The organism is Zobellia russellii, from assembly GCF_018728565.1.
GTDB lineage: Bacteria > Bacteroidota > Bacteroidia > Flavobacteriales > Flavobacteriaceae > Zobellia > Zobellia russellii.
The window spans coordinates 904,056-923,305 of sequence record NZ_JACSOI010000001.1 but is presented as its reverse complement, the minus strand read 5'-3'; the positions used below and the strand labels follow the sequence as shown (position 1 = coordinate 923,305).

The following is a 19,250-nucleotide window of genomic DNA, read 5'->3' as shown; positions in this document are numbered from 1 at the left end:
ATGTATCTAAACTGCCATACATATTATAGTCTTAGGTACGGTACCATCAAAACTGACGAACTTCTAAGTTTAGCCGCCCAAAACGGCTGTAAGACTTTAGCGTTAACGGATATTAACAATACTTCCGCCGGTCTTGATTTTGTCCGTTTAGCCCCTAAATATGGTATAAGACCTATCCTAGGAGTTGATTTTAGAAATGGTGCCAGTCAGCAATTTATCCTCCTTGCAAAAAACAATAAAGGTTATAAAAACATCAACTCTTATCTGTCCTCTTTTTTACACCAACCTGGTCTAGCCATACCTGAAAGACCTATTGAAATTGAAAACAGCTATATAATCTATCCTTTTGAAAAGGCAAGAAATTATAAGCTAAAGCAAAATGAGTATTTAGGAATTTCCTTAAAACAATTAAATGGCTTAAAGTTTTCAAAACAGAGCATTAACAAAGACCGTTTGGTACTACTCCATACCGTGTCTTTTCAAAGTAAAAGGGGATTTAATACCCATCGTCTATTAAGGGCCATTGACAATAATACGTTATTGAGCAAGTTGCCCGTACATGAACAAGGCCAAGAGACAGATCAATTTTTATCCGAAGATAAAATCAAACTTATTCACATTGATTTTCCGGAGATACTAGAAAACACATTACGATTACTAAATAATTGTAACATTAAATTTGATTTCTCCGAAACCAAACCAAAGAACCAGCGTGCATACTCTAACAATGAGGAGTTGGATTTTCGATTCCTTCAAAAATTAGCCCACCAAGGTATTCCATATCGTTATAAAAATGCAGCTCCGCAGATTTATACCCGTATAGACAAAGAATTGGCCATCATTAAAGAAAAAGGATTTGTCTCCTATTTTCTGATCAATTGGAAAATCTTAAAATACGCACGCAGCAAAGGGTATTTCTATGTGGGCCGTGGTAGTGGGGCCAATAGTATTATAGCATACCTTTTACGCATAACCGATGTAGACCCAATAGAGCTTGATCTTTATTTTGAACGCTTTATAAATATACATCGTAGAAATCCACCTGATTTTGACATTGATTTCTCTTGGTCCGATAGGGACGATATTACTCAATTTATGTTCAAACAATTTAAGAACACTTCTCTTATAACCGTTTATAACACCTTTAAATTCAAGGCGTCCGTACGTGAACTGGGAAAAGTTTTTGGGTTACCAAAGTCGGAAATAGATATACTTACCAAAGGAAAATTCAATTTTAACCAACTGGATAATTTATCTCAACTGGTTTTAAAATACAGTCAATATATACAAGGCTTCCCAAACTACTTAGGTATTCATGCCGGAGGCGTTTTAATTTCCGAAGAACCCATTCATAGCTATTGTGCCACATTTATGCCTCCCAAAGGTTTTGCCACTGCACAAATAGACATGGTAGCGGCAGAAGATATTAGATTATACAAGTTTGATATTTTGAGTCAGCGCGGTCTGGGAAAAATAAAAGATGCCGTTGAAATTGTAAGGAAGAACCATCCCCTTCAAAAGCCCATAGATATTCATAACATTAAACGGTTCAAAGAGGACAAGCGCATTAAATACCTTTTAAAAAACGCCAAGGCCATAGGATGCTTTTATGTAGAATCTCCCGCCATGCGAATGCTTTTAAAAAAGCTGCAGGTAGATGATTATTTGGGCTTGGTGGCTGCTAGTTCCGTTATTAGGCCCGGTGTGGCAAAATCGGGAATGATGCGTGAATACATTTTACGTTACCGATATCCTGAACGAAGAAAAGATGCTCATCCTGTGCTATTGAATATCATGCCCGAAACTTTTGGGGTCATGGTTTATCAAGAAGATGTTATTAAAGTAGCACATTATTTTGGGAGACTGAAACTTCATGAAGCAGATACACTACGCCGTGGCATGTCCGGTAAATTCCGGTCGCGAGATGAATTCTTAAAAGTAAAACAACAATTTTTTGATAATTGTAAGGCCGATGGTAAAGCTGATGCTGTTACAAGTGATATATGGCGCCAAATTGAAAGCTTTGCCGGGTATGCTTTTGCCAAAGGACATTCTGCTTCATATGCCGTAGAAAGTTACCAGAGCCTGTTCTTAAAAGCGTACTACCCCCTAGAATATATGGTGGCAACGCTCAACAATGGCGGCGGATTCTATAGCCGTGAACTTTACGTTCATGAAGCAAAAATGCACGGAGGTATCGTCCAAGCTCCATGCATCAACCAAAGTGAGTATCTGACCACTATTATGAAGAATACCCTCTACCTTGGATTTGGTTTTCTAAGGAGCCTAGAAACCCAAACTATAGAAAAAATATGCGCAAACAGAGCCCGCTATGGCCCTTTCAAAAGCTTGGATAATTTTGTTGATAGAGTTCCTGTTTCAGTAGAGCAAATTGCCATACTTATTAAAATTAATGCATTCCGTTTTACCGGAAAAAACAAAAGAGAACTTCTCTGGGCCGCCTATTTACAAACGAGCAAAGCCCCAAAGGAAGAGCATGTTCCTACCCTTTTTCAATCTAAAAAAATATCCTACAAAACCCCAGAGCTAAAAACTTCAGAATTAGAAAATGCATTTGATGAATATGAGCTGTTGGGGTTTCCCTTATGCAACCCTTTCGATTTGCTGGCAAATCCTAAAGAAAACACCTTAAAAGCAAACCAATTACTTCATTATAAAAATCGGGTAGTTACAATTGAAGGTTATTTAGTAGCTACAAAAAACACTTCAACTTCAAACGGAAAATCAATGCATTTTGGAACTTTTCTAGATAGGAACGGTGATTTTATAGATACCGTTCACTTTCCTCCCATAGCCGCAAAATTCCCTTTTAGGGGAAAAGGTATTTATTCTATAACCGGTAAAATAACCGAAGAATTTGAATGTGTTACTATTGAGGTTATCAGCATGTACCACCAAGCAATCATTGAAGACCCCAGATATTCCGAAAACCCTAAAACCAGTGCCTTATAATGCCAGAGGAAAGAGCTATAGTACATATGGATCTTGATACATTCTTTGTATCGTGCGAACGCTTGTTGGACAGTCGCCTGAATAAAAAACCTATTTTAATAGGTGGTGTTTCTGACCGAGGCGTAGTAGCTTCATGCAGTTATGAAGCACGGAAGTTTGGTATACATTCGGCCATGCCTATGCGTATGGCCAAGCACTTATGTCCGGAAGCTATAGTTTTAAGGGGCAATGCAGCCACCTACAGTAAATTTTCCAATTTGGTTACAGATGTGATCAAGGACAGCGTTCCCCTTTATGAAAAAAGCTCGGTAGACGAATTCTATATAGATTTAACGGGAATGGACAGATTCTTTGGGTGCCACCAAATAGCTATTGAACTTAGGGAAAAAATCATGAACGAGACAGGGCTACCCATCTCCTTTGGATTATCTATAAACAAGACCGTTTCCAAAATTGCAACGGGAGAAGCCAAACCTAACAACCAGATTAGAATTTTTAAAGGCACCGAAAAGCCCTTTTTGGCCCCATTATCCGTTAGAAAAATACCCATGGTTGGTGAAGTCACCTATAAATCATTATGTGACTTGGGAATCAAAAAAATAGTAACCGTTCAGGAAATGCCAATGCAATTAATGCATAAGGTATTGGGGAAAAACGGGTTGTCTATTTGGAAAAAAGCCAACGGTATAGACAACAGTCCCGTGATTCAATACCACGAGCGAAAATCCATTTCTACGGAACGAACCTTTGACAAGGATACAACGGACATTAAAAAACTTAAAAGTATTATTATTGCAATGGCCGAAAATCTAGCTTACCAATTACGGAGAGGTCATAAATTAACCGCCTGTGTTACCTTTAAAATCAGGTATTCGGATTTTCAGACCTATACACAACAACAGCGAATACCATATAGTTCTTTGGACAGCAGCATCTTGCCCGTAGTCTTAAACCTCTTTGAGAAACTGTACAATAGGCGTCTGCTAGTACGGTTAATCGGGGTTAGGTTTAGTCATTTGGTAGAAGGAGGACATCAAATTAATCTGTTCGAAGACAATGAAAAGCAAATACGTCTAAGCTTGGCCATAGACAAAATGCGTGAACGGTACGGAGACCGTTCCGTTATTAGTGCCGCTGGTATGGAAGCTAAAAGTATTAGCCGATGGAACCCGTTTTCAGGAGAACCGCCTCCCCTTTTGCCCAACAGAAGAAGGTAATAAAAATATTACCCAAAGAAAAGGCCTTGCACAGAGGTAATCCGTACAAGGCCTTAAATTATATAAGCCGTTCTTTATTTTGCAAAATAGACATACAGTGCCACTACGATAAAACAGATTGCAATACCCACCTGCTTCACATATTTGTAAGGCTCAATAGAGACTTGTTTGGTATACTCCAATTCAAATGGTTTTTCGTTAGGATATATTTTACCTATTACCAACATAATAGCCGCATTCAACACGAACAAAATGGCCATAACGTGAATAAAGTGTGGATAAGCTTCCGCTTTTACCAATGCCAATGCATCAACATCTATTATACCGGCCGCAGCGGCCTCTTCCAACGCCCCATCAACAAACATGGGCTGTAAATAAAATTGACTGAAACAGTACAATACAACACCAGCAATAATACCGATTTTTGCTGCTATGGCAGGAACCCTTTTTGTAAGATACCCCACCACGATTATCGTAAATATTGGAATCGTATAAATACCGTTCAACTCTTGCAAGTAGGCAAAGAGACTACCTGCATTAGATATTAACGGCGCAATAAGCATGGCACCTACTGCCAAAACAACACCAAAAATCTTACCGTATTTTACTACCGTTTGTTCTGTAGCTTCCGGATTAATATGCTGCTTGTACACATCAAGCCCAAAAAGGGTTACAGAGCTGTTCAATACACTGTTAAACGAACTCAAAATAGCCCCAAAAAGTACTGCTACGAAAAAACCTACCAGATACTTTGGCAATACTGCATTTACCAATGCCGGATACGCTTGATCTGGCATTTCCAGTCCACCTTGAAAATAGTGGAAAGCAATAATACCGGGAAGCACCACGATTAACGGTCCTAAAATTTTAATAAAAGAAGCTAACAATAACCCCTTTTGACCTTCGGCCAAGTTTTTCGCTCCCAAAGCTCTTTGAATAATTTGTTGGTTTGTACCCCAGTAGAACAAGTTAATAAGCATCATACCCGTAAACAGAGTTGAAAATGGTACACTGTTGGTTACTTCTCCTGTTGAATCAAACTTCTCAGGATTTGCTTGATAAAGGACATCCAAACCACCAAATACACTTCCATCACCTATAGCCATCAGTCCAAAAACAGGGATTAGAAGTCCGCCGATCAAAAGTCCAACCGCATTAATCGTATCTGACACCGCTACAGCCTTTAGTCCTCCAAAAACGGCATAAATAGAACCAATAATACCAATACCCCATATACTTAAGTTCAGTGCCGTACCATCGGAGACTCCTAACATCGTAGGTAAATCAAACATAGTACTGATCGCAAGCGCTCCAGAATATAGAATAGTTGGCAACAACACCACAACATACCCTGTAAGAAACAAGATAGACGTTAGTGTTTTTGTTGTTACATCATACCTATCTTTAAGGAATTGAGGAACCGTAGTTATACCCCCTTTTAAATACCTTGGCAATAAGAAAATGGCAGTAACCACCATAGCAATAGCCGCTAAAGTCTCCCAGGCCATAACCACAATTCCTTCGGTATAAGCTTGTCCGTTAAGACCAACAATTTGTTCGGTAGAGAGGTTGGTCAATAACAATGACCCCGCAATAACTCCAGCCGTTAAACTCCTTCCTCCTAAAAAGTAACCGTCCGAAGAATTTTCATCGGTTGTACGTGTTGCAAAATAAGATATTATGGCCACCAAAGCGGTAAAGCCTATAAAGGACAAAATTCCGATCATTATAAATTGGTTTGATATTTCGGTTAAATATATTGGATTATTTACGAAAAACTTAAAGATTAACGGACAATAAATACGAAATCACACTTGACACAAAAAAAGGATGAAATTTCACGGGACTGTAATTTTCTATACCTCTGGGCATTGATTATCTTGCAGACGATTTTGACTATGAAAAAAGTACTATTTTTAATTTGGGTTGGGACGCTGTCCTTTTTAATGATTTCCTGCTCAGAAAAAAAGCAAGAACCCACAACTTTATTTCAAAAATTAGAAGCCACAAGCACTGGAGTTTCCTTCAAAAACTTCCTTAAAAACACCCCTGACCTCAACATTCTTAATTATCTCTACTACTATAACGGAGCGGGAGTAGCAGCCGCAGATTTCAACAATGACGGGCTTACAGATATCTACTTTACAGCCAACGAAAGTGCAGACCATTTATACTTAAATAAAGGCAATTTAAAATTTACCGAAATAGGTAAAAAAGCAGGAATCGTTAATTCAAATGGATGGACAACAGGCGTTACTCACGTAGACATAAACAACGATGGTCTTTTAGACATCTACATTTGTAAAGTTGGCAATTACAAACACCTTAAGGGAGCCAATTTACTCTATGTAAACCAGGGTAATGACAATGATGGCCTTCCTATCTTTACAGAAGAAGCCGCAAAGTACGGACTTAATTTTTCAGGGTTTTCAACCCAAGCTGCATTTTTTGATTATGATTTAGATGGCGATTTGGATTTGTTCCTCCTGAACCATTCTGTTTATCCTAACCGCACTTATGGAAAAGGCGCTAAAAGAAAACAGGTTGATCCCTATTCCGGTGATCGCCTCTACAGAAATGAACATGGAAAATTTGTTGATGTATCTTCTGAAGCCAAAATTTTTCAAGGTGAAATTGGCTATGGATTAGGTATTGGCGTAAGCGATATTAACAATGATGGTTATCCTGATATTTACGTAGGCAATGATTTTTTTGAAAACGATTATCTCTACATCAACCAAAAAGATGGCACGTTTGAAGAAATTATCTCTAAAAACGATAGAAAACTTGGTCATACCACTCATTTCTCCATGGGCAATGATTTGGCGGACATCAACAATGACGGACTTACAGATATTGTTTCCTTAGATATGTTACCCGAAAATCTGGAAACTTATAAAACATCTGGCTTAGAATACCCATATCCTACTTACCAAAATTATCTGCGTAACGGGTACGCACCCCAGTATATGCAGAACACCTTGCATTTAAACTTGGGCAACAATAACTTTAGTGAAATAGCACACTTAGCAGGGGTTTCTGCAACTGAATGGTCCTGGGGAGCTCTTCTGGCAGACTACGATAATGACGGGCTTAAAGACCTTTTTGTTTCAAACGGCATCAAAGGAGCTACCAATGATATGGATTTTATCAACTTCATTGCCAATGACAATATTCAACAACGTATTGAAAAAGGCATGACCAAAGAAGACATGACCTTTATTGATGAAATGCCAAAGAAAAAAGTTACCAACTATTTTTTCAAGAACCAGGGAGATTTAACCTTCAAAAATATGTCCGGTGTATGGTCTGACCAACAGGCTAGTTATAGCAACGGTAGTATTTATGCAGACCTAGATAATGATGGGGATTTGGATATTGTGGTAAATAATGTTGACCAAGAAGCTTTTGTCCTTGAAAACAGAAGTGTTTCAAGCAATGAAAATCACTTTCTAAAAATAGACTTTGAGGGGCCTGAAAACAATCTTTTTGGAATTGGTGCAAAGGTTATCGCCTACGGCCACAACTCTCCCATAAGTGCAGAAAATTTTGTGAGCCGCGGTTATTTATCCGCTGTTCCTACTGAATTGCATTTGGGCGTAGGTAAAGATTCCGTTTTAGATTCAGTAAAGATTATATGGCCAGGCGGAAAACTTCAAACACTGAAAAAGGTTCGTGCCAATCAAAAACTAACCTTTAATATCTCTAAGGCAAACGGTAATTTCTATAAAAATTCGGAGAAACTCACCCCATCAATACTAAACAACACTCCTGATTTTCTCGGTTTCTATCATAAAGACAGTCCCACTCTTGAATTCAACCGAAGTCCATTGGTCCCTTTTGCCAATACCAATGAAGGACCAAGTATTTCCGTTGCAGATACTAATGCGGACGGATTAGATGATATTTTCATCAGCGGCGCAAAAGGTCAGGCTTCCGCTTTGTTCGTTCAGCATCCAGATGGAAGTTTTAAATCACAGCAAACCAACCTTTTTAAAGAAGATGCGATTAACGAAGATGTGTCTCAAGTCTTTTTTGACGCTGATGGTGATGGCGACCAAGATTTAATTATTGTTAGTGCCGGTAATGAATTTAAAACGGGCAAAACATTACAACCTCGATTTTACCGAAATCAAAATGGGCTGCTCAAAAAAGAAGACGAGCAGTTTGCCAGACTCTATCTTAACGCATCAAAAATAAGCGCTGTAGATTTTGACAATGACGGTGATAAAGATGTTGTGATTACTGCTGACCAGATTCCACATGAATTTGGTATCCCCCCTTTGCAATATATCTTTAAAAATGACGGCTCCGGAAGCTTCACAGACGTATCGGAAACTTTTGGACAGGAGTTTCAAAAAATAGGCAATGTTAAAGATTTTGTGTGGAAAGATTTAAACGGAAACGGCTTTCAAGACCTTATAATAGTAGGGCATTGGATGCCGATTACGATATTTTACAACAATGGAAAATCATTGCAGCTTCAAGACAATCCTACTTTAAAAAATACTAATGGTTGGTGGAACACCATTGTGGCCGACGATTTTGACAATGATGGTGATATTGACTTTATAGCTGGAAACTGGGGTCTTAACAGTAAATTCAAAGCTTCTAAATTAGAACCTATTACACTTTACAGTGCAGATTTTGACCAAAACGGACTTACAGATCCAATAGTGACACATTTCCATCAATCCAAAGAAACACCGTTTGCATCAAAAGACGAATTAACTAAACAATTACCTTATTTAAATAAAGAATTTTTATCCTACAAAGACTTCGCTCAAGCCTCCATATCAGACTTATTTTCTAAAGAGAAATTGACAAAATCCCATCAAAAAAAAGTCTATGAATTGCAAAGTCTATTTTACGAAAACGATGGAGTTGGAAATTTTAATATAAAACAGCTCCCAACTATTGCACAAGCATCTACAATTCATGATATTGCAGTAGACGACTTTGATAATGACGGGTTTAAAGACCTTTTAATTGTAAGCAACTCAACTGAAATTAGCACGCAATTAGGTAGAATGGATGCTTCTCACGGCGTTATTTTACGTAATAACCAAAAAGGAAGTTTTGAATGGTTAAGCAACCAGAAATTTAATATTGAGGGGTCTGCAAGAAGTATTGCTAAAATCAAAGTAAAAAACAACCAATTCTATATCATTGGCATGAACAATGACGTTCCTATTTTCTTATCAAAAAAAAGCAGCAAATAGTATGCAACTAATAGCCAAAAAATTTTTCAACGGTCCACTTTGGGCATTTAGCCTTATGATGGTTCTTATGGCTTCATGCAAACCGGAAACCAAAGAAGATACTTCTGATACACAAAAAAAAGAGACCCTTTTTAGCATGCTTCCTACAGAAGAAACCGGCATCGATTTTATCAACTCAGTAAAGAATCAAAAGAATTTCAACATATTCAAATACCGTAATTTCTACAACGGGGGCGGAGTAGCTATCGGAGACATCAATAATGATGGACTGGCAGACATTTATCTTTCCGCTAATATGGGGCCTAATAAACTTTACCTGAACAAAGGTGATTTTAAGTTTGAGGATATTTCTGAAAAAGCCGGTGTTACTGGGAACAAACCGTGGTCTACAGGAGTGGTCATGGCAGATATTAATGCAGACGGTTTACTGGACATTTACGTAAGTAACGCTGGAAACATGGAAGGCAACAACCATGATAATGATCTATATATCAATAACGGAGACCTCACTTTTACGGAAAAAGCAAAAGAATTCAATCTTGCAGAAACCGGTTTCTCCACACACGCTTCTTTTTTTGATTATGACAAAGACGGAGACCTAGATGCCTACATCTTAAACAATAGCAACATACCCGTTAGCAGTTTGGGCTACGCAGAACAACGCAGCGTTCGGGCTCAAGATTGGGAGGGTGTTCCTCATATTTTTAGGGGTGTTGGCGACATGCTTTTACGAAACGACAACGGAAAATTTACGGATGTAAGTGAAGATGCGGGCATATATGGTAGCTTAATTGGGTTTGGCCTTGGAGTTATGGTAAGCGATATTAACGGAGACCTTTGGCCGGACATCTATGTTTCTAACGATTTTTATGAGCGCGATTACCTTTACATCAATCAAAAGGATGGCACTTTTAAAGAAGAAATAAAAGAATGGACCTCTCACCTATCGCTGTCGGCAATGGGCATAGACATGGCCGATATCAACAATGATGGTCATGCGGACATTTTTATTACAGATATGCTTCCGGAAGGTGACCAGCGGGTTAAATCGGTTATGGAGTTTGAGGGTTACAACATCTTTAAACTAAAGCAGAGTAAAGATTTTTATCAACAATACATTCAAAATACATTACAACTGAACAATGGTAACGGTTCGTTTTCGGAAGTAGCCTATCATAGCGGTGTAGCAAAAACAGATTGGAGCTGGGCCGGACTATTATTTGACATGGACAATGATGGTCTGCGCGATATATTTATTACCAACGGTGTAAACCATGACCTTACCGATCTTGACTTTGTAGATTTCTTTGCCAATGAAATCATACAAAAAATGGCCCTGACGGGTAAGAAAGAATCTATAGATTCCATTATAAACAAAATGCCAGTTGCCCCGCAACCCAACTATGCTTATCGTAACAAAGGAGATATCACTTTTGATAATGCAGCAGTAGATTGGGGATTTGAAATCCCCAGCCTATCCAACGGTGCGGCATATGGAGATTTAGATAATGACGGTGATCTTGACTTGGTCGTGAACAATGTAAACATGCAATCGTTCGTATATAAAAACAACACTAGTGAAAAAACGGATAACCATTATATTAAGCTAAAATTTGAAGGTCAAGGCCAGAATCCGTTTGCAGTAGGTGCCAGTATTAAAATGTACTACGAAGACCAAATTGTCTTTCAGGAATTGATTCCCTCACGTGGTTTTCAATCTTCGGTAGATTATGTAATGGATGTTGGTCTTGGGGAGACCACTACGGTAGATTCTCTTCGTGTTATTTGGCCCGATGATTATACGCAGAAGCTGGAAAACATTTCTGCTGATCAGCTTTTAACATTAAAACGATCGGATGCCACAGAAAAATATGTTCCACAAAAACCATCGAACAAAAAGACACTACTCACCGAAATAAACGAAACAAAGTTAGAATCACACAAAGAAGATTCGTATCAAGATTTTGATTATGAAGGACTTATTTCCAAACTTATATCTCAAGAAGGCCCTGCATTAGCAATAGGCGATGTAAATGGCGATGGTAACGAAGATATTTTTATAGGAGGCGCAGAGGGCCAATCCGGTATAGTATACACCCATTCCGGAAACGGGAAGCTCTCAAAAAAACCGCTGAACTTAGATATTGATTTTGACGATACAGCCGCTGCATTTTTTGATGCCGATGGAGATGGCGACCAAGATTTGGTCATTGGCACAGGTGGCAATCGTATTAATAAGGAAAATTCATATAAGCCCAGGTTATACCTTAATGACGGAAGAGGGAATTTCAGCAAAAGTACGGAAGACCTACCTTCGGCCTTTAAGAACATTTCGGTTATTTCGCCACAGGATTTTGATGATGATGGTGATATTGACCTTTTTGTTGGCTCCAGAAGTGTGGTGGGCACTTATGGTGTAGATCCGGACCATCTGTTTTTAGAGAACCAAGGTGAAGGAAAATTCATTGATGCCACCGAAAGGCTAGCATACGACCTTAAAGATGCCGGTATGGTTACGGATGCGGTTTGGGCAGATGTAGATGGTGACAACAAAAAAGATTTGCTCACTGTATCCGATTGGGGCAGACCTAATATTTATAAGAATTCCGGAAGACGGCTTAGTCGGCTTTCTACATCGCTTGACAGCTTATATGGTTGGTGGAACACCGTAGAAGCCGTAGATCTTGACAAAGATGGCGACATGGACTTAATATTGGGTAACCAAGGTACAAACGTGCCCTACGAAGCCGATAAAGAGCACCCCATGAAACTATGGATTAACGACTATGACAACAATGGCACGTTAGAACAGATTACAACCCGAGGTTTTGACGGAAAGGATTATCCCATCCACCAGAAAAAAGAATTGACCGGACAAATAGTGTCCTTAAAAAAGCAAAGTTTAAAAGCTTCCGAATACGCCAAGAAAACCATAGGAGAACTTTTTCCAAAAGAGATTTTTGATCGTAGCATCGTTAAAGAAGCCAACACTATGGAATCCGTAATTGCAATTAACGAAGGTGGTGGCAAATTCACTATTAAAAAATTGCCATCGCGTGTTCAACTATCATGTGTTTGCGGTATTACTTGTGCCGACATTGATAAGGACGGAAATTTAGACCTTATCATGGCCGGGAACAACTTTGAGTTCAAGCCACAATATTCCCGTTTGGATGCCAGCTACGGTAATGTGCTTTTAGGCGATGGAAACCTGAACTTTAAATGGCAAGATTATAACACCAGCGGTTTTTTTATTAAGGAAGAGGTAAAGCATCTGAAACAATTTAAAGACAAAAGCGGAAAAACCTTTCTTATTGCGGCCATAAACGATAGTGCACCTAAAGTTTATGCTTTAGATTAAATGTCATTTCCAAAATTACAATTTCAAAGAAAAAACCTACTATTCGTGCATTTCAAACATACTCATATTGTTCTTTGCATTGCCCTCATGGCCTTTACTGCTTGCGGCAAGAAACAAGACTTTTTATTCAGCAATCCTCCCGCTACGGAAACAGGCATAACATTCAAAAACACCCTTACAGAAACAGACGATCTAAATATATTGGACTATCTATATTTTTACAACGGAGGTGGTGTAGCCATTGGTGACATTGACAATGACGGTCTTCCTGATATTTTCTTCTCAGGGAACCAGGTTAAAAACAAACTCTATCGCAATAAAGGAAATCTACAATTTGAGGACATCAGCAAAACGGCAGGTATTGAAGGTAATAGTACTTGGAATACCGGCTCCGTAATGGGCGATGTAAACGGTGATGGCCTTTTAGACATTTACGTATGTGCCGTGGTGGGCATTAACGGATTTAATGGATATAATGAACTGTTCATAAACAATGGTGATGGCACCTTTATTGAAAGTGCCGCCAAATACGGCCTTGATTTTGACTCCTATAGTTCCAATGCCGCTTTTCTTGATTTTGATTTGGATGGCGATTTGGATATATACCTTTTAAACCATGCCGTACACACCCAAGAATCTTTTGGCAAAGCCGATTTAAGACTTAAACGAAACTATCAAACAGGAGACAAATTACTACGTAATGATGGAGACAAATTTACCGATGTAAGTGAGACCGCCGGAATTTATGGTGGGGTAAATGGCTACGGATTAGGATTGGCAGTTTCTGATTTCAACCAAGATGGTTACCCGGATATCTATGTAGGAAATGATTTTCATGAGGACGATTACTATTACTTAAACAATGGAGACGGGACCTTCACTGAGAGTTCAAAACAGTTTTTCGGTCATACCTCTCGGTTTTCAATGGGTAATGATGTGGCCGACATTAATCATGACGGTTGGCCCGATTTAATTTCTCTAGACATGCTCCCCCAAGATGAAAACGTCTTAAAATCATCAGAAGGAGATGATAATATACAAACCCAAAAGTTACGTACAGAACGTTATGGGTATGGGTACCAGTTCACCCGAAACATGCTAAATATCAATCAGCAAAACAGTTCTTTTTTAGAAACGGCTCTTATGAGCGGTTTAGCCGCTACGGATTGGAGCTGGAGCGCTTTGTTTGGAGATTATGATCAAGATGGTGAGCAAGACTTATTTATATCCAACGGTATTCCAAAAAGACCTAATGATCTTGATTTTATCAATTTTGTAAGTAACGAGCAGATTCAAAACAAAATGAACAACACCAAACTTATGGACCAACAAGCTTTGGACAAAATGCCGAGCGGAAAAATCCACAACTTTGTATTTAAAGGTTCGGATAACTTAACCTTCAAAGATGAATCAGGACAATGGATACTTAAAGACACCTTGGTTTCTGGAGCTACAGCCATGGGGGATTTGGACAATGACGGCGATTTGGATTTGGTGACCAATAACCTAAACGGAACGGCTGCTCTGTATATCAACAACACTGACAGTAGATCAAATTACCTAAAATTAAAATTTAAAAACATAGGAAAAAATACTTTTGGCCTAGGAACCAAAGTTTTCTCATATACCCAAGGCAAGTTGCAGTATAAGGAACTCTATACTGTTAGAGGGTTTCAGGCTTCGTCCGAACCCATGATTCATTTTGGATATGGAACTACAGAAAAAGTAGACTCTATTCAAGTAGTCTGGCCCAATGGCAGTTACCAAACACTAAAGGATATTGCTACCAATCAGACCGTGATTGTGGAACCGGAAAACACAGTCAAGTTCAATTTTGCCAGCTTACTACCTGACGAAAAAATAATTTTTGAAAAGGAAGAGAACAACTTAGGTGTTACTTTTAACCATATCGAGGACAATTACACAGACTTTAATCGTCAAAAATTGATTCCCTATCAGGTTTCGGACCGTGGTCCCGCAACTGCAATCGGCGATTTAAATGGTGATGGGAAGAACGATATTTTCTTTGGAGGCTCAAAATACATTCCTTCGCAAATCTATATTCAAAATGATACGGCATTTACACCGTTTCATGTAGCACAAATAGCTAAAGATTCTATTAAGGAAGATGTCTCTGCGGTAATTGCAGATTTTAATTCGGACGCAAAGAATGATTTGATTATTGGTACAGGTGGCGCTGATTTTTATAATAAAATGGAACCTTTGCTTGATTCTTACTATACTCAGAATGACTCTGCTTTTATTCTCGCTCCGTTTCCTGAGAATTTTCAGAATACCTCCATTCTAGCCCCCTATGATTTTGATAGCGATGGAGACCTTGATTTGTTCGTTGGAAGCCAAGCCATTTCAAACGACTTTGGAAAGACACCACAATCAGTTTTACTAACAAACGACAACGGTATTTTCTTTAATAAAAATGAAGAAGCGCTTACCAATTTAGGCATGGTTACCGATGCCATTTGGAGCGATTTTGATTCAGATGGCACAAAAGACCTCATCGTTATTGGAGAATGGATGTCGCCAACTTTTTTCAAAAATATTAACGGCCAACTAAATAAAATTAACAATGTTCAAAAGAATCTGAACGGACTTTGGCAAAGTATTGTTCCCTTTGATATTGATAATGACGGAGACTTAGACTATCTTCTTGGTAATTGGGGAAGCAACAGCAAATTTAAAGCTTCGGCAGAACACCCTATGAAAATGTACTATGGAGATTTTGACAAGAACAAACAAACCGAAACCATAACGACTATTGAAAAGGACGGTAAATACTACCCTCTAGAAGGCTTAGACGGACTGTCATCCCAGCTAGTTTTTTTAAAGAAAAAATTCAACACCTACGCCTCTTTCGCAGGCTCCACAATCGAGGATATTTTTGATAAAGAAACTTTAGAAAAAACCAAAACACTCTTAGTTCATGAACTCCAGTCAGGCTATTTAAAAAACGAGAGCGGTAAATTCAATTTTGTTCCTTTTCAAAATGAATTACAGGTGTCACCTATAATGTCTATGTTGTCCTATGATTTTGACGGCGATGGAAAAAAAGAAGTTTTAGCAGCAGGAAACTATTTTGGTGTTAAACCGTATCACGGTAGATTCGATTCTTTTGCGGGCGCCTTGATTAAAGGTGAAAATAATGTAATTTTAAGCGCTAAAATCGGGTTAGACCTTAGTCAAAAATCCGTAAGAGATTTGAATATCGTTAATTTAGGAACAAAAAAATACCTCTTGGTTACCATAAATAATGACAGCCCCCAAATCTATAGGCTGAAAAGAAAACAAAAGACAAATGAATAAGATTTTTATAGTACTGCTTTCGCTAGTATTTGCGATTTCGTGTAAAGCCCCGCAAAAAGAAGAATCTATTACTATTACCCCAGAAGACCTTAACGCTTCAATAGACCAGGTAACGGAGATTATGATTCATGATATATTCTCGCCTCCTGTAGCCAGTAGAATTTTTGCCTATCCTAACGTTGCCGCCTATGAGATTATGGCTATGGCAAATGACGATTACAGACCGCTGGCAGGACAACTAAACGGACTCACATCTATTCCTGCACCAGATACTACCAAAGTCATCAACTATGACCTTTCCGCAATGGTGGCACATATGGAACTAAGCAAAAGGCTGATATTTTCAGAAGACCGGATGGAAGCTTTACGCGATAGTCTTTATACGATATGGCAAGGCAAGAACCCAGTTCTGTTCAATAGTTCCAAAGAGTATGGCCTACAGGTAGCGGACCATATAGCCCAATGGATGAGCAAAGACAATTATGCACAAACGCGAACCATGCCCAAATTTACGGTAGATGCAGACGATGAAACAAGATGGCAGCCTACTCCTCCTGCTTACATGGACGGTATTGAACCCCACTGGAATAAAATAAGACCATTTGCAATAGACTCCGCAGCACAATTCAAACCAATTCCTCCACCTGCATTTTCCCTTGAGGAAGATTCCCATTTTTACAAAGAGCTTAAAGAAGTATATGATATAAGTAATAAAATTACAGAAGAAGGTGATGCTTCCGAAGAAATTCAAATTGCTCAATTTTGGGATTGCAACCCTTATGTTTCGGTTACACGGGGTCACCTTATGTTCGCAACCAAGAAAATAACTCCGGGAGCACACTGGATGGGTATAGCAAAAATTGCAGCGCGCAAAACCAACAGTGACTTCCATCAAGCCTTATACGCGTATACCAAGGCCTCAGTAGCAATGGCAGATGCGTTTATAAGCTGTTGGGACGAAAAGTACAGAAGTAACCTTATTCGCCCTGAAACCCTGATAAACCAACATATAGATGACAGTTGGAAACCGGTACTACAGACCCCACCATTTCCCGAGTATACAAGTGGCCACAGCGTTGTTTCCGGAGCGGCTTCAGTAGCCCTAACGGATGTTTTTGGCGAAAATTTTGCTTTTGATGATGATACCGAAGTGCCTTATGGACTTCCAATCCGCAGTTTTACATCCTTTGAGCAAGCTGCCAATGAAGCTGCAATCAGTAGAATGTACGGAGGTATTCATTACCGAGCTGCGGTTGAAGTGGGTGTTAAACAAGGTAGGGACTTGGGCAAGTTCGTAGTTGAAAAACTCAAAATGAAAAATAGCAACGCAATGGCCCAAAACTGAGCCTCATGTTCAAAAAAATAACTGTAGTCCTGTCCGCTCTATTAATAGTAGGGGCAATTTGGTATCTTTTTATCATGCCTCAAGACTACATAGTTCGTTTTCAAACCAAGGCCTTACCGGGTACAGTAAACCAGATTGCAAAGTTTTGGGCAGATCAACAAAACAACGCCCACTTTCAAGAACAAAAAAGTCTTTCTGATTTTACAACTACGCTTATTGTAAACGACACTACCCTTACTCTTAATTGGAAAATTACTCCAATGAACGACTCTATTTCCCGTGTAAAAGTTGCCATATCGGATAACGAGCATAGCCTAAAAAACAGAATACTTCTACCCTTTACAACTACCTATTTTGAAAAACGCTCAAAACGTACTGTTAAAGATGTTTATACACTTTTAAAAAGCCACCTTTCAAACTTTAAGACCACTATAGTTGGTGAAGAGGTTATTCCTGAAAAATATTGTATCTGTGTTCCCCTAAAAAGCACCCAATTAGGAAAGGTTAAGGGCATGATGGAGAACTACTCGCGCTTAAGCAACTTTGTTGCAAAGAATAGTATTAAACCGGACGGAAGACCTTTGATAGAGGTTCAAGACTGGAATACTAAAAATGATAGTATTACCTACAATTTTTGCTTTCCCATAATTAAAACGGACAGCCTTCCACAAGACCATGATTTTGTTTACAAAAAAGTCCAGAAAAGAAAAGCCCTGAAAGCCATTTATAATGGCAATTACCTGACTTCTGACCGAGCATGGTATGCGTTAATGCATTACGCTGAAAAAAAAGGGTTGCAAATTAACGAAAAACCGTTTGAAGTATTTCATACCAATCCTAATATGGGCGGAAACGAGCTAGAGTGGAAAGCTGAAATTTTCATGCCTATACAAGACCAAAAAGAGGAATAGAGTGTACCTTTGCTTCCTAAAAACACGTTGCAATGAAAGTAATGGCAAAACACTTTTCACTCCAAGTCATGGCTCTTTTTCTTTTTTACAGCTGTTCCAATCACGGTCAGTTAGCTTATGTAACAAAGTTACCAAGTAGTCTAAAAGAAAATTCCGGAATAGCTACGTACACAAATGATGCAGCATGGTTCATTGAGGACAGCGGCAATGATGATGTCATTACCAAAGTGGATTTTAAAGGAGAAATCCTAAAGGAGTTTAAGGTAAAAAATGCCAAAAACCATGATTGGGAAGACCTTACGGAAGACAAAAAAGGCAACTTATATATAGGTGACTTTGGCAATAACGCTAGTGACCGTAAAGATTTGGTAATCTATAAACTCCCCAACCCCGAATATGAAACCGGAGACCATATTACCGCTGAGCAAATAGTCTTTAAATACCCCGAGCAAAAACGTTTTCCTCCTAAAAAAAAAGAGCGTTATTATGATGCTGAAGCTTTCTTTCACTATAACAACTACCTTTATATTTTTACAAAAAATAGGGCTAATCCGTTTAGCGGAGAATCACTAATATATAGAGTTCCCGATACCAAAGGAGATTATGATGCCGAATACTTGGGCAGGATAAAAACATGTGATGACTGGGATACTTGTAAAGTTACTTCTGCCGATATTTCTCCCGATGGAAAAACTGTAGTCCTTTTAGGAGCAGGAAAGCTTTGGACCTTATCTGAATTTGATTTGGAAAATTTACCCGAAAGCACCTTAAAAGAAACGGACCTCATGGTACGTACCCAACTAGAATCTGTGAGTTTTGTAGATAATACCACCCTTTTACTTTCTGATGAAGAGACAAAAAAAGAGGGCGGAAATCTATATAAGTATAAGCTTAAATAAA

General features: G+C 38.7%; 9 protein-coding genes. 8 read left to right on the top strand and 1 reads right to left on the bottom strand.

From position 1 onward, the window contains the following. Together H9565_RS03825 and dinB are read left to right on the top strand one after the other, a co-directional pair. Complete coding sequence (locus tag H9565_RS03825) at window positions 1-2,973, top strand: DNA polymerase III subunit alpha (protein WP_215437696.1); 2,973 nt, start codon at window positions 1-3, stop codon at window positions 2,971-2,973. Beyond that, window positions 2,973-4,190 carry a DNA polymerase IV gene (dinB, locus tag H9565_RS03820; protein ID WP_215437693.1) on the top strand — a complete coding sequence of 406 codons (1,218 nt, stop codon included), beginning with the start codon at window positions 2,973-2,975 and terminating at the stop codon, window positions 4,188-4,190. Before H9565_RS03825 ends, dinB begins: the two co-directional genes overlap by 1 nt. A gap of 74 nt (window positions 4,191-4,264) precedes the next feature. On the opposite strand, the gene H9565_RS03815 is transcribed toward dinB, so the two are convergent. Next, window positions 4,265-5,917, bottom strand: coding sequence for a solute:sodium symporter family transporter (locus tag H9565_RS03815; protein ID WP_215437692.1), 1,653 nt, complete (start codon window positions 5,915-5,917; stop codon window positions 4,265-4,267). A gap of 171 nt (window positions 5,918-6,088) precedes the next feature. On the opposite strand from H9565_RS03815, the gene H9565_RS03810 reads away from it, so the two are divergent. The 6 genes from H9565_RS03810 (at window position 6,089) to H9565_RS03785 (ending at window position 19,249) form a co-directional block, all read left to right on the top strand. Further along, a complete protein-coding gene (locus H9565_RS03810) occupies window positions 6,089-9,412 on the top strand; it encodes a VCBS repeat-containing protein (protein ID WP_215437690.1) in 3,324 nt (1,107 codons plus the stop codon). 1 nt (window position 9,413) lies between these two features. Next, window positions 9,414-12,773, top strand: coding sequence for a VCBS repeat-containing protein (locus H9565_RS03805; protein WP_215437687.1), 3,360 nt, complete (start codon window positions 9,414-9,416; stop codon window positions 12,771-12,773). Window positions 12,774-12,860: 87 nt separating this feature from the next. Then, window positions 12,861-16,094 carry a VCBS repeat-containing protein gene (locus tag H9565_RS03800; protein WP_215438213.1) on the top strand — a complete coding sequence of 1,078 codons (3,234 nt, stop codon included), beginning with the start codon at window positions 12,861-12,863 and terminating at the stop codon, window positions 16,092-16,094. After that, complete coding sequence (locus tag H9565_RS03795; RefSeq protein ID WP_215437685.1) at window positions 16,087-17,439, top strand: vanadium-dependent haloperoxidase; 1,353 nt, start codon at window positions 16,087-16,089, stop codon at window positions 17,437-17,439. Before H9565_RS03800 ends, H9565_RS03795 begins: the two co-directional genes overlap by 8 nt. Window positions 17,440-17,444: 5 nt before the next feature. Beyond that, on the top strand, window positions 17,445-18,350 hold the full coding sequence (locus H9565_RS03790; RefSeq protein WP_215437683.1) for a GyrI-like domain-containing protein: 906 nt from the start codon (window positions 17,445-17,447) through the stop codon (window positions 18,348-18,350). Between the two features lie 32 nt (window positions 18,351-18,382). Continuing rightward, window positions 18,383-19,249 (top strand): hypothetical protein, encoded by an 867-nt coding sequence (locus H9565_RS03785; RefSeq protein ID WP_246560264.1) that lies wholly within the window; start codon window positions 18,383-18,385, stop codon window positions 19,247-19,249. Window position 19,250: the final 1 nt, after the last annotated feature.

Coding starts and splice junctions, on each gene's coding strand:
- dinB (WP_215437693.1), top strand. CDS start 2,973: ATGCCAGAGGAAAGAGCTATAGTACATATGGATCTTGATACATTCTTT.
- H9565_RS03800 (WP_215438213.1), top strand. CDS start 12,861: ATGGCCTTTACTGCTTGCGGCAAGAAACAAGACTTTTTATTCAGCAAT.
- H9565_RS03790 (WP_215437683.1), top strand. CDS start 17,445: ATGTTCAAAAAAATAACTGTAGTCCTGTCCGCTCTATTAATAGTAGGG.
- H9565_RS03825 (WP_215437696.1), top strand. CDS start 1: ATGTATCTAAACTGCCATACATATTATAGTCTTAGGTACGGTACCATC.
- H9565_RS03805 (WP_215437687.1), top strand. CDS start 9,414: ATGCAACTAATAGCCAAAAAATTTTTCAACGGTCCACTTTGGGCATTT.
- H9565_RS03785 (WP_246560264.1), top strand. CDS start 18,383: ATGAAAGTAATGGCAAAACACTTTTCACTCCAAGTCATGGCTCTTTTT.
- H9565_RS03795 (WP_215437685.1), top strand. CDS start 16,087: ATGAATAAGATTTTTATAGTACTGCTTTCGCTAGTATTTGCGATTTCG.
- H9565_RS03815 (WP_215437692.1), bottom strand. CDS start 5,917: ATGATCGGAATTTTGTCCTTTATAGGCTTTACCGCTTTGGTGGCCATA.
- H9565_RS03810 (WP_215437690.1), top strand. CDS start 6,089: ATGAAAAAAGTACTATTTTTAATTTGGGTTGGGACGCTGTCCTTTTTA.